Annotated in this window: 20 protein-coding genes; 5 read left to right on the forward strand and 15 right to left on the reverse strand. The window is 61.3% G+C overall.

The window, feature by feature from the left end:
• Window positions 1-8 precede the first annotated feature (8 nt).
• Window positions 9-1,298 carry an urea ABC transporter substrate-binding protein gene (urtA, locus tag ACQZ6J_RS04080; RefSeq protein ID WP_163986436.1) on the reverse strand — a complete coding sequence of 430 codons (1,290 nt, stop codon included), beginning with the start codon at window positions 1,296-1,298 and terminating at the stop codon, window positions 9-11.
• Between the two features lie 229 nt (window positions 1,299-1,527).
• On the opposite strand from urtA, the gene ACQZ6J_RS04085 reads away from it, so the two are divergent.
• Window positions 1,528-4,908: a hybrid sensor histidine kinase/response regulator gene (locus ACQZ6J_RS04085; protein ID WP_449082125.1), complete on the forward strand. Its 3,381-nt coding sequence runs from the start codon at window positions 1,528-1,530 to the stop codon at window positions 4,906-4,908.
• Window position 4,909: 1 nt separating this feature from the next.
• A complete protein-coding gene (locus ACQZ6J_RS04090; RefSeq protein ID WP_449082127.1) occupies window positions 4,910-5,833 on the forward strand; it encodes a response regulator in 924 nt (307 codons plus the stop codon).
• Window positions 5,834-5,855: 22 nt separating this feature from the next.
• Here ACQZ6J_RS04090 and ACQZ6J_RS04095 read toward each other — a convergent pair whose 3' ends face one another.
• From ACQZ6J_RS04095 to ACQZ6J_RS04155, 13 genes are all read right to left on the reverse strand, one after another.
• Window positions 5,856-6,551, reverse strand: a complete 696-nt coding sequence (locus tag ACQZ6J_RS04095) for a class I SAM-dependent methyltransferase (RefSeq protein WP_449082129.1) — start codon at window positions 6,549-6,551, stop codon at window positions 5,856-5,858.
• A 124-nt stretch (window positions 6,552-6,675) separates the two neighbouring features.
• The gene (locus ACQZ6J_RS04100) at window positions 6,676-7,647 is read right to left on the reverse strand and encodes a 2-hydroxyacid dehydrogenase (protein WP_449082131.1); all 972 of its coding nucleotides are present in this window, start codon (window positions 7,645-7,647) and stop codon (window positions 6,676-6,678) included.
• Window positions 7,648-7,809: 162 nt separating this feature from the next.
• A complete protein-coding gene (locus ACQZ6J_RS04105; protein ID WP_163986441.1) occupies window positions 7,810-8,931 on the reverse strand; it encodes a branched-chain amino acid ABC transporter substrate-binding protein in 1,122 nt (373 codons plus the stop codon).
• A gap of 182 nt (window positions 8,932-9,113) precedes the next feature.
• Entirely contained in the window at window positions 9,114-9,467 is a 354-nt protein-coding gene (locus ACQZ6J_RS04110) for a DUF6867 family protein (protein ID WP_163986442.1), read from the reverse strand.
• Between the two features lie 24 nt (window positions 9,468-9,491).
• Complete coding sequence (locus ACQZ6J_RS04115; protein ID WP_163986443.1) at window positions 9,492-10,220, reverse strand: ABC transporter ATP-binding protein; 729 nt, start codon at window positions 10,218-10,220, stop codon at window positions 9,492-9,494.
• Window positions 10,220-11,092 carry an ABC transporter ATP-binding protein gene (locus ACQZ6J_RS04120; RefSeq protein ID WP_163986444.1) on the reverse strand — a complete coding sequence of 291 codons (873 nt, stop codon included), beginning with the start codon at window positions 11,090-11,092 and terminating at the stop codon, window positions 10,220-10,222. Before ACQZ6J_RS04120 ends, ACQZ6J_RS04115 begins: the two co-directional genes overlap by 1 nt.
• Window positions 11,092-12,483 carry a high-affinity branched-chain amino acid ABC transporter permease LivM gene (livM, locus tag ACQZ6J_RS04125; RefSeq protein ID WP_449082135.1) on the reverse strand — a complete coding sequence of 464 codons (1,392 nt, stop codon included), beginning with the start codon at window positions 12,481-12,483 and terminating at the stop codon, window positions 11,092-11,094. Before livM ends, ACQZ6J_RS04120 begins: the two co-directional genes overlap by 1 nt.
• Window positions 12,484-12,487: 4 nt before the next feature.
• Window positions 12,488-13,390: a branched-chain amino acid ABC transporter permease gene (locus tag ACQZ6J_RS04130; RefSeq protein WP_163986446.1), complete on the reverse strand. Its 903-nt coding sequence runs from the start codon at window positions 13,388-13,390 to the stop codon at window positions 12,488-12,490.
• A gap of 306 nt (window positions 13,391-13,696) precedes the next feature.
• Window positions 13,697-16,123 (reverse strand): GcvT family protein, encoded by a 2,427-nt coding sequence (locus ACQZ6J_RS04135; RefSeq protein ID WP_449082137.1) that lies wholly within the window; start codon window positions 16,121-16,123, stop codon window positions 13,697-13,699.
• A 218-nt stretch (window positions 16,124-16,341) separates the two neighbouring features.
• A complete protein-coding gene (locus tag ACQZ6J_RS04140) occupies window positions 16,342-16,896 on the reverse strand; it encodes a sarcosine oxidase subunit gamma (protein WP_449082139.1) in 555 nt (184 codons plus the stop codon).
• Between the two features lie 6 nt (window positions 16,897-16,902).
• The gene (locus ACQZ6J_RS04145; RefSeq protein WP_449082143.1) at window positions 16,903-19,860 is read right to left on the reverse strand and encodes a sarcosine oxidase subunit alpha family protein; all 2,958 of its coding nucleotides are present in this window, start codon (window positions 19,858-19,860) and stop codon (window positions 16,903-16,905) included.
• A complete protein-coding gene (locus tag ACQZ6J_RS04150; RefSeq protein ID WP_449082145.1) occupies window positions 19,857-20,135 on the reverse strand; it encodes a sarcosine oxidase subunit delta in 279 nt (92 codons plus the stop codon). Before ACQZ6J_RS04150 ends, ACQZ6J_RS04145 begins: the two co-directional genes overlap by 4 nt.
• A gap of 13 nt (window positions 20,136-20,148) precedes the next feature.
• Window positions 20,149-21,399, reverse strand: coding sequence for a sarcosine oxidase subunit beta family protein (locus tag ACQZ6J_RS04155; protein WP_163986451.1), 1,251 nt, complete (start codon window positions 21,397-21,399; stop codon window positions 20,149-20,151).
• Window positions 21,400-21,727: 328 nt separating this feature from the next.
• On the opposite strand from ACQZ6J_RS04155, the gene cysQ reads away from it, so the two are divergent.
• The 3 genes from cysQ to ACQZ6J_RS04170 all read left to right on the forward strand — a co-directional run bounded on the left by cysQ (window position 21,728) and on the right by ACQZ6J_RS04170 (window position 23,624).
• A complete protein-coding gene (gene cysQ / locus ACQZ6J_RS04160) occupies window positions 21,728-22,522 on the forward strand; it encodes a 3'(2'),5'-bisphosphate nucleotidase CysQ (RefSeq protein WP_449082147.1) in 795 nt (264 codons plus the stop codon).
• A gap of 276 nt (window positions 22,523-22,798) precedes the next feature.
• Entirely contained in the window at window positions 22,799-23,074 is a 276-nt protein-coding gene (gene sciP, locus ACQZ6J_RS04165) for a CtrA inhibitor SciP (protein ID WP_004107124.1), read from the forward strand.
• 268 nt (window positions 23,075-23,342) lie between these two features.
• The gene (locus ACQZ6J_RS04170) at window positions 23,343-23,624 is read left to right on the forward strand and encodes a GNAT family N-acetyltransferase (protein WP_069611717.1); all 282 of its coding nucleotides are present in this window, start codon (window positions 23,343-23,345) and stop codon (window positions 23,622-23,624) included.
• A 228-nt stretch (window positions 23,625-23,852) separates the two neighbouring features.
• Here the strand turns inward: ACQZ6J_RS04170 and ACQZ6J_RS04175 are convergent, their stop codons facing one another.
• A complete protein-coding gene (locus tag ACQZ6J_RS04175; RefSeq protein WP_113356385.1) occupies window positions 23,853-24,209 on the reverse strand; it encodes a flagellar export protein FliJ in 357 nt (118 codons plus the stop codon).
• Window positions 24,210-24,344 lie beyond the last annotated feature (135 nt).

Raw genomic sequence — 24,344 nt, forward strand, 5'->3', positions numbered from 1 at the left:
GGCGGATCTCAGGAGCCCTTGCCGCCGCACTTGCCGGTGGAAACGTTGAAGTTGCCGCAGTTCATCGGCATGCGCCAATCCGAGATCAGATCCTTGCTGTCTGGCAGGTAGTCCGACCATTCCTTGCCCACCACTTCAGGCGTCTGCGAGACGATGTCGAACTGGCCGTTTTCCTGCACTTCGCCGATCAGCACCGGCTTGGTGATGTAGTGGTTCGGCATCATGGTGGCATAGCCGCCCGAAAGGTTCGGAACCGAGACGCCGACGAGCGCATCGATGACCTTGTCGGGATCGGTCGTGCCGGCCTTCTCGACGGCCTTCACCCACATGTTGAAGCCGATATAGGCGGCTTCCATCGGGTCGTTGGTCACCCGCTTGTCGTTCTTGGTGTAGGCGTGCCATTCCTTGATGAAGGCGGCGTTGGCCGGCGTGTCGACGGACTGGAAGTAGTTCCAGGCGGCGAGATGCCCCACAAGCGGCTTGGTATCGACGCCTGCCAGTTCCTCTTCGCCGACCGAGAAGGCGACGACCGGGATATCCTCGGCCTTGACGCCCTGGTTGCCCAGCTCCTTGTAGAAGGGAACGTTGGCATCGCCGTTGATCGTGGAGACGACGGCTGTCTTCTTGCCGGCTGCGCCAAAGGCCTTGATCTTGGAGACTTCCGTCTGCCAGTCGGAGAAGCCGAACGGCGTGTAGTTGATGATGATGTCTTCGTCCTTGACGCCCTTCGACTTCAGATAGGCTTCGAGGATCTTGTTGGTCGTGCGCGGATAGACGTAGTCCGTGCCTTCGAGCACCCAGCGCTGCACGCCTTCGTTCTTCATCAGATAGTCGACGGCCGGGATCGCCTGCTGGTTCGGAGCAGCACCCGTGTAGAAGACGTTGCGCTCGGACTCCTCGCCTTCGAACTGCACCGGATAGAACAGGATCGAATCCAGTTCCTTGAACACGGGCAGAACGGACTTGCGCGACACCGAGGTCCAGCAGCCGAACACGGCGGAAACCTTGTCCTTCTCGATCAGCTCGCGGGCCTTTTCGGCAAAGAGCGGCCAGTCGGAGGCCGGGTCGACGACGACGGGCTCGAGCTTCTTGCCGAGAACGCCGCCCTTCTTGTTCTGCTCGTCGATGAGCATGAGCATGGCGTCCTTCAGCGTCGTTTCCGAAATCGCCATGGTGCCGGACAGCGAATGCAGCACGCCGACCTTGATGGTATCGTCGGCGGCAAAGGCGCCGTGGAATGCGGTCGTGGACATGATGGCGCCAAGCAGCGCGCCGGAGACGAGAGTCTTGAATTTCATCGTGGTTCCCCTCTTTTTGTCTGCCGCAACGGCCGGTAAACGAAGATTAACCGTTGCCTTTCGCGACTATCCGGCAGCCACTGGGGAAACCACATACGTAATATGACGTAGGCGTCGGGGCGAAATGTGCAGCTTTGCGCGCCCTCGTGCCCTTAAGCGCCGTATGGATCCATGTTACGACATCTCTGGACTGCCGGAATTACGATGGCGGGACTGCTGAAGGGTAAGCATGGCTGCGCGGCAACGCATCATACCTGTGAGACGCGAGTACAACCGCTGGGTCGCGAACCAGACGCTGGAAGACTACGCCCTTCGTTTCACCGCCAAGAGCGCGCGGCAATTCTCCTCGCAGCGCATCTCGCAGACGGCGATCGGCGCCATTTCCTTCCTGGCGCTTGAGGCGATCGGCGGCGCGATCACGCTGTCCTACGGCACCACCAACGCCTTCTACGCCATTATCGTCGCCAGCCTCGTCATGCTGGCGGTGGGCTTGCCCATCAGCCGCTATGCCATCCGCCACGGCGTCGATATCGATCTTTTGACGCGCGGCGCGAGCTTCGGCTACATCGGCTCGACCATCACCTCGCTGATCTATGCCAGCTTCACCTTCATGCTGTTTGCGATCGAAGCCTCGATCATGTCCGGCGCGCTGGAGCTGACGCTCGGCATACCCGTATGGATCGGCTATATCGTCAGCGCCGTCATGGTCATTCCACTAGTGACCCATGGTGTGCGCCTCATCAGCCGGTTCCAGCTGCTGACACAACCCTTCTGGATCGTTCTCAACGTCCTGCCCTTCGTCTTCATCGCTCTATCCGACTGGGGCAAGTTCGATCTCTGGCGGGCCTTTGCCGGTATTCACCATCCTGCCAGCGCGCCGGGCAGCGCCGCTCCCTTCGATCTGGTGGAGTTCGGCGCCGCGTCCGCCGTCATCCTGGCGCTGATGTCGCAGATCGGCGAACAGGCCGACTTCCTGCGCTTCCTGCCGCCGGATGGGCATCGCAAGTGGCGGCATCGGCTGGCGATCTTCCTTGCCGGGCCGGGATGGGTCATCATCGGCGCGCCGAAGCTGCTCGCCGGCTCCTTCCTCGTCGTCCTGACGCTGACCTCGGGCGTGCCGGCCGATCGCGCCGCCGATCCCGCGCAGATGTATCTCACCGCCTTCGGCTACATGATCCCCTGGCACAATGCCGCGCTGCTGCTGATGGCCGCCTTCGTGATGATCTCGCAGCTGAAGATCAACGTCATGAACGCCTATGCCGGCTCGCTCGCCTGGTCGAACTTCTTTTCGCGGCTGACGCACAGCCATCCGGGCCGCGTGATCTGGCTCGTCTTCAACGTCGCCATCGCGCTCTTGCTGATGGAACTCGGCATCTACCGGCTGCTGGAGGAGACGCTCGGCATCTTCTCGATCATCGCCATGGCCTGGCTCTGCACCATCTCGGCCGATCTCTTCATCAACAAGCCGCTGGGACTGGCGCCGCCGGGTATCGAATTCAAGCGCGCGCATCTCTACGACATCAACCCGGTCGGCCTGGGCGCCATGGCGCTTTCCGCAACCATCGCCCTGATTGCGCATTTCGGCGCCTTCGGCACGGTCGCCGCTTCGCTTGCGCCTTATATCACCCTGATCGTCGCGCTCATCGCCTCGCCCGCCATCGCCTGGGCCACCAAGGGCAAATACTATCTCGCCCGCAAGCCGCGACAGAGCTGGAAAAACCTGACCACCATCACCTGCTCTATCTGCGAACATCCGTTCGAGCCGGAAGATATGGCATGGTGCCCGGCCTATGCCGCGCCGATCTGCTCGCTCTGCTGTTCGCTCGACAGCCGCTGCCATGACATGTGCAAGCCGAAGGCGCGGCTCAATACGCAGGTCGGCACCGTCGCAAAGACCCTGCTGCCGGAAAGCATCGTCGCGAAGCTCGCCACACGCCTCGGCCGCTACGGCATTGCCGTTGCCTTGGCGCTGACCGCCATGGGCGCGATTCTGGCAATGATCGCGCATCAGGTCGGCGCCGCTTCCCCCGAAACGGCCTTCGTGGTCGACCGCACCATCCTGATCGTCTTCTTCGTCTTTGCCGTCATCGCCGGCGTCGTCTGCTGGTTCTACGTGCTCGCCCATGACAGCCGCGTGGTCGCCGAGGAGGAATCCTCGCGCCAGAACACGCTGCTGCTGAAAGAGATTGCCGCCCACAAAAAGACGGATGCGGCTTTGCAGAGCGCCAAGGAGGCAGCCGAGGCGGCGAACCGCGCCAAGAGCCGCTATGTCGTGGGCTTGAGCCACGAATTGCGCACGCCCCTCAATGCCGTGCTCGGCTACGCGCAGATCCTGGAGCGCGACGAGACCATTCCCGCTCCCCGCCAATCCTCCTTGAAGGTCATCCGCCGCAGCGCCGAGCATCTTTCCGGCCTGATCGACGGGCTGCTGGATATTTCGAAGATCGAGGCCGGCCGCCTGCAGGTCTATTCCAACGAGATCAATATCCAGGATTTCCTCGACCAGATCGTCGACATGTTCCGTCCGCAGGCACAGGCGAAAGGGCTGGCCTTCATCCACGAGCGCGCCGCCGCCCTGCCCGATTATGTCCGCACCGACGAGAAGCGGTTGCGGCAGATCCTCGTCAACCTGCTCTCCAACGCCATCAAGTTCACAGATACGGGCAGCGTTCGCTTCGATGTCGGCTACCGCAACCAGGTCGCCACCGTCACCGTCGCCGATACGGGCCGGGGGATTGCCGAGAAAGATATCACCCGCATCTATGAGCCCTTCCAGCGCGGCGAGGCCGACAGCGTGAGGCCGATGCCGGGCCTCGGTCTGGGGCTGACCATCACGCGGCTGCTGACGAACACGCTCGGCGGCGAGATTTCCGTCACCAGCGAAAAGGACAAGGGCTCGACATTCCGCGTGCGCCTGATGCTGTCGGCCGTCATCCGCCCGATGAAGCCGCCGGCCCAGGAGCAGCGCATCGCCGGCTACGAGGGGCCGCGGCGCACCATCGTCGTCGTCGACGATAACGAAGACCATCGCGAGCTGATGCGCGAGATCCTGTCGCCGCTCGATTTCATCGTGCTGACCGCCGCCGGCGGCCCCGACTGCCTGACGCTGATCGAAGGCATCAAGCCGGATCTCTTTCTGGTCGATATCTCCATGCCCGGCATGAATGGCTGGCAGCTCGTCTCGCGGCTCAGGGAAAACGGCCAGACGGCGCCGATCCTGATGCTGTCGGCCAATATCGGCGATGCAGCCGCCGCGACGGACAGCGACGACAGCCATAACGACGCCATATCCAAGCCGGTCGACATCCGCCAGCTTCGCGACAAGCTGGCGCTGCATCTCGGCCTGCAATGGATCTATGCCGATGCCATCGTTCCGATCGTGCCGAAGCCGCCGCCACCCCTGAAGAGCCCCGGCACAGATCATGTGCGCGAGCTGATGCGGCTCGGCGAGATTGGCTATATCAGGGGCATCGAGGCGAAGCTTGCGGACCTCGCCAAGCTCGACGACAACAGACCGTTCACAGATGCTTTGCGCAGCTATGTTCAGGCCTTCGATCTCGACGGCTTCCTTACCGTGCTGCGCACCTTCGACACTGAAAAGGTAGAATAGATTGGCCGAGCCCACCCTTCCCCGCGACATAGTCTTGCTGGTGGACGATTCGCCTGACGCGCTCGGCTTTCTGACCGATGCGCTGGAGCAATCCGGCTTCTCCGTGCTGATCGCAACCTCGGGATCGGCTGCGCTGAACATCGTCGAGCGCATCACGCCGGATCTCATCCTGCTCGATGCCGTCATGCCGGCGATGGATGGTTTCGAAACCTGCCGCCGGCTGAAGGCCAATGCCGGCATCGCCCAGATTCCCGTCGTCTTCATGACGGGGCTGACCGAAACCGAGCATGTGGTTCATGCGCTGGAATCCGGCGGCGTCGACTATCTCACCAAGCCGATCAATGTCGACGAGCTGCGCGCCCGCATTCGCGTCCACCTGCGCAACGCCCGCTCCGCCCAGAGCGCCAGGGTGGCGCTCGACGCCGCGGGCCGCCATCTTCTGGCGGTCAAGGGCAACGGCGCCATCCATTGGTCGACGCCGCAGGCGACCCGCCTCATCAATGCCGCCACCGGCAGCGACGACGGCCTCGATCTCGCCTCCAAACACATCGCCGCCTTCATGCTGGAGCGCGAGCGGCTTGGGCCGGGGCGCGACAATCTTTTGTCGATCAGCAATGGCGGCCAAACCGCCCTGCAATTCACTTTCCTCGGCGCCATCGGAGCCGACGAATATCTCTTTCGCCTCACGGCCACCAACCAGCGCGCCGACGACGATATCCTGCGCCAGCACTTCTCCCTGACGCAACGCGAATCCGAGGTCCTCCTCTGGCTCGCCAAGGGCAAGTCGAACCGCGACATCGGCGAAATCCTCGGGCTATCCGCCCGCACGGTGAACAAGCATCTGGAGCAGATCTACGTGAAGCTCGGCGTCGAAAACCGCGCATCCGCCGCCGTCAAGGCCGCGCATGTCCTGCATGAAGTGTGAACAGCCCTTCAGGGGACCATATTCACGCCTTCACCGCCGAGAAGAACAGGAACCGTGGCTTGGTCGTCAGGCTCTTATAAGCCGCCGGGAAGAGGGTATCGACCTTTGGGTCGGGCTGCGGCTCGCTCAGGACATCGATGTGAAATCCAGCCGATTTAAGCGCATCGAACATGGCATGGAGCGGCCGATGCCAGAAACGCATGGCGATGGCCCGGCCGCCACGCTGCCATGTCTCGCTGAAACGATAGGTCTCGAAATAATTGTCGTGGCCGGCTAGGTCGTGATCCATGAAGGGGTGGTGTGTCGAAAAGACCAGACGGCCGCTTTCGGACAAAACGCGATTGAACTCCGCAAGCGGGAGTGACCAGTCAGCCAGATAATGCATCACCAGCGAGGCGATCACCAGATCGAAGGCGCCATCTTCGAACGGTAGCGGCTCATTCAAGTCAGCCAGCATCAGCCGCGCCCGCCCTTCAAGGCGACGTCGCGCGATTTCGAGCAAGCCGGCGCTGGCATCGACGCCGGTCAGGATCGCGCCTCGATCAATGAGAGCCGCGGCGTGAGCGCCGCCGCCGCACCCCGCATCGAGAACCCGAAGCCCAGCGACATCACCAGCCAACGCAAGAATCGCCGGCCGCTCGTAATGGGCATTCCAGGCATTGTTCTCGTTGTCGGCCTGATAGGCGGCGGCGAACGCATCATAGTCATTCTCGGACAATGTCCCTCCTCGCCGAGAATCGGCATGCGCGGCAGCATCTCATTCGGTTGACGCCCAATATCCTGCCGATGCGCAATTTCGCCGGCAAGCTTGTGCCTTCAACCTTGACCAACGCCCTCTTGGCTCAGACCACACGGTCCGGCGGCTCGCGGCCCGCAAAGAAAGCTGTGATGTTGTCCACCACCTTCATGCCCATGGCCGTGCGCGTTTCTTCGGTGGCGCTGCCGAGATGCGGCAGCAGCACGACATTGTCCAGCGACCGCAGCCGCTCGGGAACATGTGGCTCCGCCTCATAAACGTCGAGCCCCGCGCCACGGATAGTCCCTTGTTCCAGAGCCGAAATCAGCGCTGCCTCGTCGACGACATCACCTCTTGCCGTATTGATCAGGAACGCGCCGGGTTTCATTGCCGCAAAGCGGGCCGCATTCATCAGATGACGATTTTCGGCTCCGCCCGGGCAATGCAGGGAGACGAAATCCGAAACCTCGAGAACGTCCTCCACCGTCTGCAGCTGTACGGCGCCATAACGCGCGGCCTCCATCGGATCGATGGCGGAACGATTGTAGAAGACGACATCCATGCCAAAGCCGAAATGGCAGCGCTGCGCGAAAGCCCGGCCGATGCGGCCGAAGCCGATGATGCCGACGGTCTTGCCGGTGACCTTGGTGCCGACCAGATGCGTCGGCCGCCAGCCCGTCCAGGCGCCGGCCCTGACCTCGCGCTCGCCTTCGCCGCCGCGACGGGCAACGGAGAGAAGAAGAAGCATGGCGATATCGGCCGTGCAGTCGGTCAGGACTCCGGGCGTATTGGTGACGACGATGCCCTTTTCCCTGGCAGCGGCGATATCGATATGATTGAAGCCGACGCCGAAATTGCCGAGGATCTTCGTGCGGAGCGCCTGCCCTTCGAAGAGCGCGGACGGAAGCTTGTCGGAAACGGTCGGCAGAACCGCATCATAGGTCAGCAGCGCCTCGCGCAACTGCCCGGCATCGAGGGCGACGTCGTCCGTGTTGAACGTGGCGTCGAAGCGCTCCGACAGAACCTTTTCGACCGCGACCGGCCAACGCCGGGTGACGAGAATACGGGGTTTGCTCATGCTGCCATCCTCCTGCCGATAGAGGAGCAGACTTAAAACAGGTCTGCCGCAAAGGAAATGGCGATCGCCATCGTCCTGCATGAAAACCGCGGGAATGAAAAAGCCCGGCCAGTGGCCGGGCTCCTTGCATCGTCAGCGTGCCGAAAATCGGCAGCGCGGAGCTTACTTTTCGATTTCGGCGTAGTTGTACTTGCCGTCGGAACCCTTGGACCACTTGTACATGACATAGTCCGGACGGGTGATGTCGCCCTTGGCGTTGAAGCCGAGGTCGCCGATAGCGGTCTTGAACGGACCCTTTGCCTTGAGTGCGTCGGCAACAGCCATCGGGTCGTTGGAGCCGGCTGCCTTGGCGGCGGCGGCAATGACCTGCATCGCAGCATAGGAGTACAGCGTGTAGCCTTCCGGCTCATAGCCGGCAGCGCGGAACTTGGCGACGAGATCGGCGGAAGCCGGGTTCTTGCGCGGATCCGGCGAGAAGGTCATCAGCGTGCCATCGACGGCGTCGCCGGCGATCGAAGCCAGTTCGTTCGACACGATACCGTCACCTGACATGAAGTGAGCCTTGACGCCCTGGTCGGCCATCTGGCGCATGATCAGGCCGGCTTCGGTGTGCAGACCGCCGTAGTAGACGAAGTCGACGCCAGCCTGCTTCATCTTTGCGATAAGGGCGGAGTAGTCCTTGTCGCCGGGGGTGATGCCTTCATAAAGAACTTCCGTCACGCCGGCAGCGTTGAGGTTCTTCTTGGTTTCGTCGGCAAGGCCCTGACCATAGGGGGTCTTGTCGTGAACGACGGCAACCTTTGCACCCTTGAAGTTGTCGGCGATGTACTTGCCGGCAACTGCGCCCTGCTGGTCGTCACGGCCGCAGGTACGGAACGTATTCCAGAGGCCACGCTCGGTATATTGCGGGTTGGTGGAGGCCGGGGTGACTTCGAGGATGCCGTTTTCGGCATAGACTTCCGAAGCCGGAATGGAAACGCCCGAGTTGAAGTGACCGACGACGAACTTGACGCCGTCAGCGACGAACTTGTTGGCGACCGAAACACCCTGCTTGGCGTCGGAGACGTCGTCGCCGAGTTCGATCTTGACCTTTTCCCCATTGATGCCGCCTGCCGCATTGATATCGGCAGCTGCCTGCTCGGCACCCTTCTGCAGCTGCGCGCCAAACGCAGCATTCGCACCCGTCAAGGGACCGCCAACACCGATAATGATGTCGGCCTTCGCAACACCACCGAAAGCGATCATCGCCGACAGAGCCACCGCCGACAGAAGATACTTCTTCATATTATTACTCCCAATTTTTGAGCGGGTTCCGTTTGATCTGCCCTGCGCGATACCCACCAATCATCACGCCGGTAACGCTTGCATTCCGAACTCTGGAAGCATGACCCTGCCCTGTGTCATTTGTTGTTATGGGCAGGATGACGCCACTCTATCTGCAGACTGTGCCTAGTTTAAGCACACTGTCAATTCTTCTTCTTCCAAGAAAAGGCCGAGGTCTTTTCATAAAGCCAGTAATAATTATTCACCATCTGGTCGGTACGACGATACCGGTATCCTGCTGTCCCGAAGACCAGCAGAAGAACAACGTCGATGACATAGATGACAGGATCGAACACCGCGCCATCGAACAGCGCATGGTGCAGGAATTGCAGTCCAAGGCCGATCAAGAAGCAATAGATGACGACAAGCGGATAGGATTCCCAATTAGAAGCCACGGCGCGGCCGGCGCGCCATGCGGTCCAGAAGCCGAGAATGACGATGATCGCGCGGATGACTATGCGGCCACCGGTATCACTGTCGAAGAAAAGTCCCTGCATGTCAGATTCTCCGCAGAACGAAACTCAATGATGACCGCCTTCGAGATAGGCGGCGCGCACTTCCGGATTGGCGAGCAGTTCCTTGCCGGAACCGCTCATCGTCACCCGGCCGTTGACCATCACATAGGCGCGGTCGGAAAGCTTCAGCGCCGCGAAGGCGTTCTGCTCGACGAGGAACACCGTCAATCCCTGAGTCTGGTTCAGGACCTTGATGGCCTCGAAGATGCCCTTGACGATCAGCGGCGCCAGACCCAGCGACGGTTCGTCCAGCAGCAGCAGCTTGGGACGCGCCATCAGCGCGCGGCCGATCGACAGCATCTGCTGTTCGCCGCCCGAAAGCGTGCCGCCGCGCTGCGACTGACGCTCCTTCAGGCGCGGGAACAGCGTGAAGATCTTCTCGACGTCCTCGTTGAAATATTTGAGCTTGTCGAGGCTCGCGCCCATCTGCAGGTTTTCATAGACGGTCATGCGCGGGAAGATGCGACGACCCTCGGGCGACTGCGCAATGCGCAGCCGCGCTATTTCATGCGTCGGCATGCGTGTGATATCGCGGCCGTCGAAGGTGACCGATCCGGTGCGCGCCTGCGGGCTGCCGCAGATCGTCATCATCAGCGTCGATTTACCCGCGCCGTTGGCGCCGATCAGGCTGACGATCTCACCGCTGTTGACTTCGATATCGACGCCGGCAAGAGCCCGGATATTGCCGTAAAAGGTTTCGACACCCGCGACTTTCAGAAGTGGTTGCCCCGCCATCAATTTTCACCCTCTTGGAGGTGTTCGACTTCGGCAATCACCTCTTCCACTTCCTCATCCTCGACACCCAGATAGGCGGCGATGACCTTCGGATCGTTCTTGACCTCGTCCGGCGTGCCGTCTGCTATCTTCTGCCCGTATTCGAGCACGATGACATGGTCCGAGATTTCCATGACCACGGACATGTCATGCTCGATCAGCAGGATCGACGTGCCGGTGTCCTTGCGGATGCTGCGCAGGAACTCGTTGAGCACCAGGGATTCGCGAGGATTGAGGCCGGCTGCCGGCTCGTCCAGGCAAAGAAGTTCTGGACCCGTGCACATGGCGCGGGCGATTTCCAGGCGACGCTGCGCGCCGTAGGAGAGGTCGCCGGCGGGATCGTCGGCGCGATCGACAAGATCGGCCTTTTCGAGCCAGAAGCGCGCCAGCTCGATCGCGTTCTTCGCCTCGGCCCGATAGCGACCGATGCCGAGCAAGCCGAGGATCGTATAGCCGGAGGCCCGCATCAGCTTGTTATGCTGCGCCACCAGCAGGTTCTCGAGCACGGTGAGGCCCGAAAACAGACGGATATTCTGGAAGGTGCGCGCCACCTTGGCTTCGCGCGTGATCCGGAAATCCGGAAGCCGCTCCAGCAGATAGTCCTTGCCGCTCTTCTGGTTGAGCGTGATCATGCCCATCGTCGGCTTGTAGAAGCCGGTGATGCAGTTGAACACGGTGGTCTTGCCGGCGCCGTTCGGCCCGATCAGCGCCGTGATGTCGCCGCGCTTCGCCTCGAAGGAGAAGTCGTTGATCGCCATCAGGCCGCCGAACTTCATCGACAGGTGATCGACCTTCAGCAGGATGTCGTCGGGGGTGTTGGTCACAGCATTCATCAGCCGTGGCCCTCCTTGGTAAAGCTGCCGGAGACCGCTTTTCGCTCCTTGAGGAACGCGGTCGGCTCACGGGTGCCGACAAAGCCGCGCGGCTTGATGATCATGACGACCACCATGGCGAGACCGAAGATCAGCATACGATAGAGTTCCGGGGTGAAATCCTCACCGAAGACCAGCTTGAGGAAATCCATGTCGCGCAGCAATTCCGTGCCGCCGATCATGGCGATCGCGGCAATCGCGATGCCCTTGAGCGATCCCATGCCGCCGAGAACGACGATCGCCAGGATCACGGCGGATTCGAGGAACACGAAGGATTCCGGCGAAACGAAGCCCTGACGCGCCGCGAAAAAGGAGCCCGCGAAGCCGCCGAACATGGCGCCGGTGGCAAAAGCGGTCAGCTTGGTCGTCACCGTATTGATACCGAGCGAACGGCAGGCAATTTCGTCCTCGCGCAGTGCTTCCCACGCCCGCCCGATCGGCATGCGGCGCAGGCGGATCGTCACATAGGCGGTCAGCATGCAGAGGCCCAGGATGACGTAGAACAGGAAGATCTTGTACCAGGCCGACGACATAGGCAGCCCGAAGGACCGGATGAAGTTGTGCGGGTCCTTGAGGTCGAATGTATAGATGCCGAACAGCGACGCCTTGGTGATGTTGGAAATGCCGAAGCTGCCCTGCGTCACATCGGTCCAGTTCGTCAGCACGATGCGGATGATTTCACCGAAGGCCAGCGTCACGATCGCCAGATAGTCACCCCGCAGGCGCAGGACCGGAAAGCCCAGGATCATGCCCCAAAGCGCGGCGAGGATGCCGGAGATCGGCAGGAGCAGCCAGAAGGACAGGCCGAAATGCATCGAGAGCAGGGCATAGGAATAGGCGCCGACCGCATAGAAGGCGACGTAACCCAGATCGAGCAGGCCGGCGAGACCGACAACGATATTCAGGCCCCACGCGAGCATCACATAGATCAGGATCTGGATGCCGAAATTGTCGACATAGGTCAGCGATCCCTGCGGCCCCAAGAGCACCACCGCCGCGATCGGATAGATCAGCAGGAGCAGGAGCGCGATCTTGTTGAAGTGCCTGGCGGCGAAGCTAGGTTCGCCTTCCACCTGCACGACCTTGGCCCTGGCTGCCTTGCGCGCCGCCAGATAGGGCTGGACGAAGACCGTCATGACAAAGCGGCCGACGGCGGCAATTGCGACGATGATGGCCAGAAGGCCCCAGCGCTGCACGATGATCAGCTTGTTGTCCATGTTCTGATCGGTCTTGAGGCCGATATAGAGAACGAACATGCCAAAAGCTATGACGGCGGTCCAAAGGGCATCGGTAATGCCTTTCTGGACAAGGCCGGGGCCGGTCTTGCCTGCAACGAAGTTTGAATTTGCCATGGCGTTATACCTTTTCGACTTCCGGCCGGCCGAGAATACCCGTCGGCTTGAAGATCAGCACGTAGGCAAGGATGCCGTATGTCGCGACATCCTTATACGCGATGGGAAAATTGCCAGACCAGAACGACTCGATGAGGCCGATCATGAGGCCGCCGAGAACGGCACCCGGAAGCGAGCCGATGCCGCCCAGAACCGCCGCCGTAAAGGCCTTGACGCCCGGCACGAAACCGTCCGTGAAATTGGCGACGCCATAGTACATCAGATACATCGTGCCGGCCACGGCAGCGAGCGCGGCACCCATGATGAAGGTCACGGAGATGGTACGGTCCACATTGATGCCAAGCAACGCTGCCATCCTGCGGTCCTGCTCCGTGGCGCGCTGGGCGCGGCCGAGCGCTGTCTTGTTGACCAGATACCAGAAGGCGGCAAGCAGAACGATCGTAACGATGAAGATGATGATCTGCTTCAGCGAAATCGATACGCCGCCGAGGTTGTAGACATCACCCACGAGCGTCGGGATCGGCTTGTTGCGCGGGCCCTGAGCGACCTGGATGAAGTTCGACAGCACGATCGACATGCCGATCGCCGTAATCAGCGGCGCAAGGCGGAAAGAGCCGCGCAGCGGCCGGTACGCGATCCGCTCGATCACCCAGTTCCACAGGCTCGTCATCAGCATGGCGACGATGAGCATCACCAGAAGCAGAACCGCCACCGGCAGGCCGGCAAAGAGCGAAACGAGAACCAGATAGGTGATGAGAGCGGCGAAGCCGCCGAGCATGAAAACATCACCGTGGGCAAAATTGATCATGCCGATGATGCCGTAAACCATGGTATAGCCAATGGCTATGAGGCCGTAGATCGACCCGAGAGTCAGCCCGTTTAAGAGCTGCTGGATAAAATAATCCATATGTCATTTCCCCTGGATGCGGCGTCAAGCGACCACATCTCTTATTACTTTTTAGGGTTCCTTCGAGAGGCCCATAGGCTCGATTCCATACCGCTTTCGAAGGAAATGTGAAGCCAAAAAGGCGAGAAATTGACAAATTCTTTTCAAATCGCCGTGCGCTGATGCGAAACCGACCAAAAATGACACAAAAGCGGCAGCGCGTGGCTCAAAATTAGCCAAAAACGCCTGGCAAAACGCTCGCTCTGAAAAGCTTTCGTCAGCGGCGGGCCGTGCCTGGCCCGCCGTCATCGCCGGTATCGTCGTCCCTTAAGAACGCATCCCCGCACCGTCCGCATCGAACAGCGGCTCGGCCTGCAGCTTTGCCGGCAGAAGTTCGCCGAGCAACTCTATCGACCATCCCTGCCCATCGTCGGCAATCTCCTTCGGCACGTATCCGATCGCGACCGAAAGGCCGGAAGCGTGGGCATATCCGCCCGACGTCACCCAGCCGCAGACGGCGCCGTTATGATAGATCGGCTCGTCGCCGATGACATCTGCATCCTTCGCCGAAAGGATGAAGGTGCGCAGCCGCAAGGTCCCGCCTTCCGCCTTCTCCTTGGCCGCAGCCGCCTTGCCGACGAAGTCCGCTTCCTTGGAGAGTGCGACGAATCGGTTGAGGCCGGCTTCCAGAGGCCCGTAGAGCGGCCGGTATTCTCGCGCCCAGCTGCCATAGGATTTGTCGAGGCGCAGCGCATTCAGCGCCCTCAAACCGAAGAGCCGGATATCGAACTCGGCGCCTTCCTGCATCAAAAGGTCGAAGATGTGGCGCTGGTATTCCGGCTTCATCCAGATCTCGTAGCCGAGATCGCCGGTATAGGAGACACGGCCGACGATGGCGGGCGCCATGCCGAGGTCTATCCGGCGAATCGACATGAAGGGGAAAGCTGCGGTGGAGAGATCCTGATGCGTCAGTTTCTGCAGCAGCTTGCGGGCATTCGGGCCGGCGATCGAAAGGCCGAGCAGCGAAAGACCGAGAGCCTCCAGCTGAACCGAGCCGTCCTTCGGCAGCAGGCTTTCGAACCAGCGCATGTGATAGGCTTCGGCGATGCCGGAACCGATGAGAAGGAAATCCCCTTCTGCCAGCGTCGCCAGCGTGAAATCGCCGATCAGCTTGCCGTCATGCTTCAGCATCGGCGCCAGCGTCATGCGGCCCACGGCCGGAATGCGGCAGGTCAGCAGCTTGTCGAGGAAAGCCTCCGCGCCCGATCCCTTCACCGAATATTTGGCAAAGCCCGAGGTTTCCATCAGGCCGACGCTCTCGCGCACCGCCTTCGCCTCGGCGCCAACCACATCGAAGTCGTTGGAACGGCGCCAGGAGAATTGATCGACCTCGCCTTGCGGGGCAAACCACAGAGCCTGCTCCAGGCCATAGTAAGCGCCGAAGACGCCGCCGGCCTGCTTGAGCTTGTCGTAGATCGGCGTCGTCAGCAGCGGACGGGCCGCCGGCAGTTCTTCGTTGGGATAGCGGATGGAGAAGCGGCGCGCATAGTTCTCGCGGACCTTCGCGTTCGTATAGGCCAGCGTTGCGTAGTCGCCGTAGCGGGAGACGTCCATCGCGAAGACGTCGAAGCCCGGATCGCCGTAGATCATCCAGTTGGCGAGCGCCAGGCCGACGCCGCCGCCCTGGCTGAAGCCGGCCATGACGGCGCAGGCCGACCAGTAATTGCGCAGGCCGCGCACCGGGCCGACGAGCGGATTGCCATCCGGCGAGAAGGTGAAGGGTCCGTTGATGATCTTCTTGATGCCGGCATTGTTGAAGGCCGGGAAATGGCGGAAGCCGACTTCCAGCTCCGGCGTGATGCGCTCGATATCCTCGGCCAGCAGCTCATGGCCGAAATCCCAGGGCGTCGTTACCGGCGACCATGGGCGACACGCCTTCTCATAGGTGCCCATCAACATGCCCTGCCGCTCCTGGCGCAGATAGATCTCGCCGTCGAAGTCGACGCAGTGCATCAGCTCCTTGCCCGTCGTCCTGTTGAAGTCGATGACTTCGGGCATGTCCTCGGTAATGAGGTACATGTGCTCCATGGCCAGCACCGGAAGCTCCAGCCCGACCATGCGGCCCACTTCGCGCGCCCAGAGGCCGGCGGCGTTGACGACATGCTCGGCGATGATCTCGCCCTGGTTGGTGACGACGCGCCAGGAGCCGTCCTCGCGCTGTATCAGCTCCTCGACCTTGGTATGCAGATAGATATCGGCGCCGTTCTTCTTGGCCGAGCGGGCATAGGCATGCGTCGTGCCGTAGGGGTCGAGATGGCCTTCGACGGGATCGTAGAGCGCGCCGACGAACTGATCTGGATCGAGGAGCGGCATCATCTCATGCGCTTCCTTCGGCGTCAGCAGCGTCGCTTCCAGCCCGTTGTAGCGGCCCTTGGCGAGAATGGACTTCAGCCAGTCGAAGCGCTGCGGCGTCGCCGCCAGCATCAGGCCGGAGGTCAGGTGCAGGCCGATGTCCTGGCCGGAATACTCCTCGATCTCCTTATAGAGCTCGACGGTATATTTCTGCAGCTTGGCGACGTTCGGATCGCCATTGATCGTGTGCATACCGCCCGCGGCATGCCAGGTCGAGCCGGATGTCAGCTCGGAGCGCTCCAGCAGCACCACGTCCGTCCAGCCGAATTTGGTGAGGTGGTAAAGCACCGAACATCCGACGACACCGCCACCGATGACGACGACCTTGGCATGGCTTTTCATCTAGGAATCCCCTGTTTTCGGTACGAAGCCGCTGGGTGTCTTCCCGCGCGACCGACCGCATTTGAGAGGAAACCTAGAGACTATCCGAGAGGCCAAATAGCCCGAACTGCGAAACCGATATGTCTGTTTGCGCCATCGCAATTGTTCGGATCGCGCCATCGGCCATCAGATGCGCAAGCCGGCCGGCAACGCATCCGAAGTCGATCGGCATGGGGGCTTCAGTCGATGAAGGCGGCCGTCAGCGCAAACTCCCGTCCCATCTCCATGATCTCCTCGAAAACGCTGCCGGCATAGGAGCGCGGCACGATGATGTCGAAGTGGTCCGGTCCGGTGCGGGCGACATTGGCGCTGACGTGGCAGCACAGCATGTTGGCCGAATGCCCCTCGGCGAAGACCTGCGGATGCAGATCGACGGCCACGCATTTGGCGAGGATGCGACGAACGCTGGGGCCGGATATGCGAAGCAGCACGCGGCCATCGCTTTGCTCGAAAAAGGAAGCCTGGGCGGGATCGAGGGTGAAGAGATCCCGCGCCACGCTATCGGCGCCAAGCGTCTCGGACACGACGAGCCATTCCCTCGGTCCGGCAATGCGAATCGACACGTCCCTGATCGCCTTCAGGCTTGCCAGGACGCCATTCTGATCCCCCGCCCTGCCGAGTACGGAAAAGATGGCGGGACGACGCACGACGGCGAGGTGATTCGGATTGGCGGCAGCCTCGAAGCCGGAAATGTGATCTTCCAGCACATGTCTGTTCTGAAACGCGACGCTCATCAACCCTCACCCCAAAAGCTTCTTGTTGTCGGGATCGACAAAGACGGGACTGCAGACTTCCGCCGCCACTTCCTCGCCCCGCAACCCGTCCCAGACGATCACGCGCTCGCCGATCCGCTCCCGGCCCGACTTCAGGAAGGCGAGAGCGATGAAATGGCCGAGAGTAGGCGAAAAGCAGACCGAGGAAACATGGCCCTGATCGTTCACGGTCGAGGGCCGCGCGCCCTCCTTCAGAAGATGCGCGCCGGCATGAATTTCCTTGGCCGTATCGACCGGCTTCAGACCCACGAGCTGAACGCGGTCGGCGGCGGTCAGACCAAAACGGGTCGACAGTCTCTTGCCGATGAAATCCGGCTTCTGCGTCGACATCATGCGGCCGAGGCCGACATCGTCGGGCGTGGTGCGCCCATCGAGCTCGCTATGGGTGACATGTCCCTTCTCGATACGCAACACGTTCAAGGCTTCGACGCCGTAGGCGCAAATGCCATGCGCCTTGCCGGCCTCCATGACGGCATCGGCCACGGCCTCACCATAGCCGGCCGGAACCGCAAGCTCGTAAGCGAGTTCGCCGGAAAAGGAGATACGGAACAGCCGCGCCCTCAAACCGCCCTTCAGCAGAACCTCGGCAGCAGCCAGAAACGGGAAGAACGCATCGGAAATATCGTCCTCGACGATCTGCTCCAGCACCAGCCGCGCCTTCGGGCCGGCAATCGCCATCTGCGCCCATTGATCGGAAGAGGAGACGAAACGAACGTCGAGCTGCGGCCAAAGCGTCTGCGCGCAGAATTCCATATGCGTCATCACTTCGCCGGCCATCGCCGTCGTGGTCGTCATGAAGAAATGGTCGGGCGTCAGCCGGCTCGTCGTGCCGTCGTCGAAGACCATGCCGTCCTCGCGCAGCATGAGCCCGTAGCGCGCCTTGCCGATCGGCAGCTTCAGGAAGGCATTGGAATAGAGGCGATTGAGAAACTCCGCCGCATCCTTGCCGAAAATCTCGATCTTGCCGAGCGTCGACACGTCGCAAAGGCCGACATTGTTGCGCACGTTCAGCACTTCGCGGTCGACGCTGTCGCGCCAGCCCTTCTCGCCCGGCCGGGCAAACCAGGACGAACGATACCAGAGACCGGCCTCGACGAAGGTCGCGCCGTTCTTCTTCGCCCAGCCATGCAATGGCGATTCCCTCACCGGCTGCGCGTGCTTGTCGCGCGCCGTACCGGCCAGTGCGCCGAACGAAACGGGCGTGTAGAACGGCCTGAACGTCGTCGTGCCGACTGCGGCGGGGCTGACACCGCGCATGCCGGCGATGAGGCCGGCGGCATTGACGTTGCCGAGCTTGCCCTGGTCCGTCGCCATGCCGCTGGTGGTATAGCGCTTGGCATGTTCCACATGGCCGAAGCCCTCACGCAGAGCGAGCCCCAGATCCTTGGCGTGGACGTCGTTCTGGAAATCCACGAACGCCTTGTCTTTCGCGCCCGGCACATGCCAGATCGCCGCGAAGGACGCATCATATTCACCTTCGACCTCGGGAAGGTTCGCCGCATGAGCCGTGCGGCCAAGGCTTTGGACGATCAGCCGGGCCTTTTCCGCACCGTCGGCGAGACAACCGGAAACGCTCTCGACACCGGCCGCCGAGCCGGCAATCTCCAGCTCGCCGCCAACGAGCGGCGCCATGAAGGCCTGCTGCTCGTCCGACCACACCGGCTTGGCGCCGCGCTGGCAGGCAAGATGGATGATCGGAGACCAGCCGCCCGACATGGCAAGCGCATCGCAGGCAATCAGCTCGTCCAGCCCACCGCGATCGGCGATGACGCCGCTGATGCGATACTTGCCCTTGGTGGCGTGAACGCTTGCCGCTTGAACCACGCGGACACCCTGAGGCGCAACGTCGGCCGAGCCTGGCCGGGTATCGAGGATCGCCGAAATCTCGACGCCCACTGCAGCCAGATCGGCCGCCGTGCGGTAGCCGGAGCCGCCATTGGTGAAGACCGCGACCTTCTGCCCCGCGACGACGCCATAGCGGTTGAGGTAGCTGCGCATGGCGCCGGCCATCATCACGCCCGGCCGGTCGTTGCCGCCGAATACCAGCGGCCGCTCTTCCGCGCCCGAGGCGAGGATGGCGCGCTTTGCCGCGATGCGCCAGAGGCGTTCCACCGGAAGGTCGGGCGATGGCATCGCCACATGCTTCTGCACCTTCTCGACCGCACCGAAAACATTGCCGTCATACCAGCCGAACACGGTCGTACGCGGCATCAATGTCACGTTGTCGAAGCTCTGCAACTCCTCCAGCGTGGCCTGAACGAAAACATCGGAGGACGCGCCGCCGATGGTCAGACGCTCGGAAAGCAGCGAACCACCGAGGCGAAAACCCTCGTCGGCCAGGACGACGCGCAGGCCGGCGCGGGCAGCGGTCAGGGCCGCCATCAATCCAGCAGGACCGGAGCCGACGACAAGCAGGTCGCAATGCGCCCAAGCCTTTTCGTACCGGTCCGGATCGGCCTGCATGGCCGCCTTGCCGAGGCCGGCGGCGCGGCGGATCAGCGGCTCGTAGACCTTCTCCCAGAAGGGAGCCGGCCACATGAAGGTCTTGTAGTAGAAGCCGGCGCCGAGGAAGGGCGACAGGAGCCCGTTCACCGAGCCGATATCGTGCTTCAGCGACGGCCAGCGGTTCTGGCTCACAGCCGTCATGTCCTGATAAAGCTCGGCGACCGTGGCGCGCGTATTCGGCTCGGTCCGGCCGTCCTTGCCGATGGTGACGAGCGCGTTGGGTTCGGCCGAACCCGCCGTCAGGATGCCGCGCGGCCGATGGTACTTGAAGCTGCGCCCGACCAGCAGCTGGTCATTGGCAAGAAGTGCGGCGGCGAGCGTATCGCCCTCCAGCCCTTTCATCTCCTTGCCGTCGAACTTGAAGGAAAGCGGGCGGCTGCGATTGACGAGACCGCCGCTCGACAGACGATAGGCCGTCATCGTACCGCCTCCTTCGCCTTGTCCTCGGCATCGACAACGGAAAAGACCTCGTGGGTGACATTGCTGCGGTCGACGACCAGCCAGCGGCGACAGCCGGCGCCGTGGTGCCAATATTCCTCGATCCGGCCGCGCTCGTTGTCACGGACAAAGACATAGCGGTTCCAGTTCTCGTCCGGTGCCGTCGGCGTCGGACGGACCACGGAAGCGGAGCCGCGAATGGAGAATTCTTCCTTGGGTCGCGCGCCGCAATGCGGGCAGTTGATCAAGCTTGCCATTGGTATTGTGCCCTCAATGCAGGTTCGGCTGCGGACCCTTGCCGCCTTCGTCGATCGCAAAACCGCGCTCGAAGCGGTCGAGACGCAGAAGGCGGCTGACGTCGTGGCTCTCGCCCTTGGCGATCAGATGCGCGAAGCAGAAGCCCGAGGCCGGCGTCGCTTTGAAGCCGCCATAGTTCCAGCCGCAGTTCAGATAGAGATTGTCGATGGGGGTACGGTCGATGATCGGCGAGCCGTCCATGCTCATATCCATGACGCCGCCCCAGGCGCGCAGAACCCGCACGCGCGACAGGCCGGGGATGAGCGACACCCCCTCCTCCATCGTATGCTCGACGGTGGCCAGATTGCCGCGTTGCGCATAGGAGCTGTAGTAGTCGATATCGGCGCCGAAGACCAAGCCGCCCTTGTCCGACTGCGAGATATAGAAGTGGCCCGCGCCATAGGTGATGACGTTGTCGATGACAGGCTTCAGCCCCTCGGACACGAAGGCCTGCAGGACATGCGTTTCGATCGGCAGCTCCAGATCGGCCATGTTGCCGAGGATCGACGTATGGCCGGCGGCAGCGAGCGCCAGCTTGTTGCAGCCGATGAAGCCGCGATTGGTCTCGACGCCGGTCACGATGCCGTTTTCGCGGCGGATGCCGATCACCTCGCATTGCTGGATGAGATCGACGCCGCGGCTGTCGGCGCCGCGCGCGTAACCCCAGGCGACCGCGTCGTGGCGCGCAGTGCCGCCGCGCCGCTGCAGCAGGCCACCGAAGATCGGAAAGCGCGCATGGTCGAAATTCAGATAGGGCATCATCCGCCGAACCTGCTCGCGATTGAGCAGCTCCGCGTCGACCCCATGCATCCGCATGGCATTGCCGCGCCGGGCCGCCTCGTCGCGCTGGCCATCGGAATGGAACAGGTTGACGATGCCGCGCTGGGAAACCATGGCATTATAGTTGAAGTCCTGCTCGAGCCCTTCCCAGAGCTTCATCGAGAACTCGTAGAAAGGCTCGTTGCCGGGCAGCAGATAGTTGGAGCGGATGATCGTCGTGTTGCGGCCGACATTGCCGGAGCCGATATAGCTCTTTTCCAGCACCGCGACATTGGTGATGCCGAATTCCTTGGCGAGGTAATAGGCCGTTGCCAGCCCATGCCCGCCGCCCCCAACGATAATCACGTCGTAATGCGATTTCGGCTCCGGCGTCCGCCACACCGGCTGCCAATGACGATTGCCTGAAAACGCCTGTTTTAGAAGCTGATATGCCGAATATCGCATGCATTCATCCCGATGCTACCCGGCCGCACATTCGCATATGCAATAAAAACGACAAGTCCCGAAAGGACGAAAAAGCTTCGCAAACAGGATATGTTCTTTGTCGATTGCGCACACACGGTTCAGTGCAGCTTTCCCGGAAAACGCATCCCCGGCATGGCGGCAGTTCCCGTAGCGGCGAGAGTCATATAGAGTAAGCTTTGTTGCCAATGCTGCGTTCTGGCGTTAAGGCGTAGGAAGCCGTGGCATTGGAAGTCTAAACTTCGCAATCGGAACTTCCTATCTATAGTGTCCGGAGACTTGAAGCGCGGAAAAGGCGCGGAAGACGTAGATGCTTGCAACTTTCGAAAAGGCGGCTATCGAGGCGGGACAGGCCATACTGGAGGTCTATCGTGCCGGCTATGCGGTTGCCTTGAAGCAGGATATGAGCCCCGTTACCCTCGCCGACGAGCGCGCCGAACACATCATTCTCAGACATCTCGAGCGCGATTTTCCGCATATACCGGCCGTTGCCGAGGAGCAGGTTTCCGCAGGCAATATCCCGGATGTGCGCGGCCGCGCCTTCTTCCTTGTCGATCCGCTCGACGGCACCCGCGAATTCATCGATCATCGCGACGAGTTCACCGTCAATATTGCCTATATCGAGAACGGCGTTCCCGTGACCGGCATCGTCTACGCGCCCGCACTCGGAATAGCCTTTACCGGCGAGCCCGGCAGGGCGCGCAAGTTGATCGTCGACGAGCATTTCGGCGTCTCCGACCGCGTGACCATCACCGTACGCGAGCGCCCCGCCCATCTGATGGCGCTCGCAAGCCGCTGCAACAGCAACGCGAAGACCGAGGACTTTCTGTCCGATAATGCGGTTTCCGCCTGCACGTCGATCGGCTCTTCCTTGAAATTCTGCCTCCTCGCCGAGGGCAAGGCCGATGTCTATCCGCGCTTCGGCCGCACCATGGAATGGGACACCGCGGCAGGCGATGCCGTGTTGCGCGCCGCCGGCGGCACCACGCTGACGATAGACGGCCGCCTTCTGGCTTACGGCAAGACCGATCAGAGCCAGGATTCAGATTTCGCCAACCCGCATTTCATCTGCTGGGGCGGTAAGAAAAACGACGCACACGCTTAGAATTATTCGGTCGGCCCGGAGGACTGCTTTCCTTCGGCGGAGTAATTTCCGGGATAGAAGCGTAAGTTTTCACTGACAAAAAATCATAGCATGAACGCCATTTCCCCCGGAATATCAGGGGACTAGCCGGTATTTTACCCGGCCATCGTCGCGGCAAATCAGCGGGCCGCCACATTCATTAAAATTATTAGCAAAGTCTTACCATGGGCTTAGGCAATTTTTAAATGTGGCAAGATAGAGTGCCACTCGTGGTCTTGAGTGTGTGTAGAGAGTCCAATGACCGAAATGATACGTCCCCGAGTGAAGTATGTCATCGGCCCCGATGGCAGCCCGCTGACGATAGCAGACCTCCCGCCGCCGAATACGCGCCGCTGGGTCATTCGTCGTAAGGCAGAGGTTGTCGCCGCCGTGCGTGGTGGTTTGCTCAGCTTGGAAGAAGCCTGCGAACGTTATACGTTGACCGTCGAAGAGTTCCTCTCCTGGCAGTCGTCCATCAATACCCATGGCCTCGCCGGCCTTCGGACGACACGCATACAGCAGTATCGCCACTGACAGCAACGACAGCACCACCTTAATCCGATCCTGTGTTCGGGCCTCTTTTCCTCAGACGGGACAAAAGAGGCCCGAATTATTTGGCGTAGCCGGCTGAGCGATCGCACCGATTTCCCCAGTAACGGGCAACCACACCCTTCCATCAAATTTGAGATCTGTACCCGTCTCAATTCGCCGGGAAGCTGGTCTGCCATATATCCTTCGGCGGTTGGCAGCGCGGCGGGCGCGTGCAATCATCCGCATCTGCAACGCGACGAGGGAGAAATTTATGGATATCCGCAACGAAAACAATGCATCCGGCGGCCGTTATGTCGCAACCGTCGAAGGTCACGAGGCGGAGATGACGTTCTCGCGCACCTCACCCAAACTGATCATCGTCGATCATACCGGCGTGCCGGATGCCCTGCGCGGCAAGGGCGTCGGACAGGCGCTGGCGCTTCATGCCGTGGAGGAAGCCCGCCGCGGCGGTTGGAAGATCATCCCGCTTTGCCCCTTCTTCAAGGCGCAGGCACAACGCCACGATGACTGGCGCGACGTTGTCAATCTTTAGGTTCGGCGGCAAGCGAAGCCTTCGCACGCCCAGGACAGCATGAGTCTGCCGAACCCTAATCCGTCCGCTTGGTCGGATTAATCTTAAAAATGCAAAAGCTGCGCATGGCCGGCCCCGTCACGGCCAGTCATGCGCAGCTTTCATGCGCCTTTCTTCATATCGCTCGCATTCCGAAGATGGACCCCGTATCGGAACGCGATTGATCCGAAAAGGCGACGGAATGACGACTCAGGCGCGTGCGCGCGCCGGACCCGAACCATCGCGCTCTTCGAGCGCAGCGGCCTTGGCATATTCCGCCTGCATTTCCTCAAGCGACGTTTCCAACGCCTCTTCCTGAACCTGCAGCTCACGGATCGACACCTGCAGGTTGTCCGCACGCTGGCGGGCGGCCTTGGCAAAGGTCGGGTAAGCAAAGTGGCCCGGATCGGAAATGCCGGACTTCTTCTCTTCCAGCACGATCTGGCTTTCCAGTTCCTTCGTCATGCGGTCAAATTCCGCCATCATCATCTGCAGTTGCTGCAACTGACGGCGTTTTTCGTTCACCTGAAACTCTTTCAGGCGAACAAGGCTCTCACGTGACTTCATACGCATTACTCCCGTGATGCGAGACCCCGGCTCTCGATATTCCCGCCCGCCGAACCGCTTTGACACGGCTTGGTTAAAAAAATTTCCAGCGATCTTAATAAAAGCCTACCGCTGGTAACCTTTCGTTTACGGGCA

It is taken from the genome of Rhizobium sp. A37_96 (genome assembly GCF_053521765.1).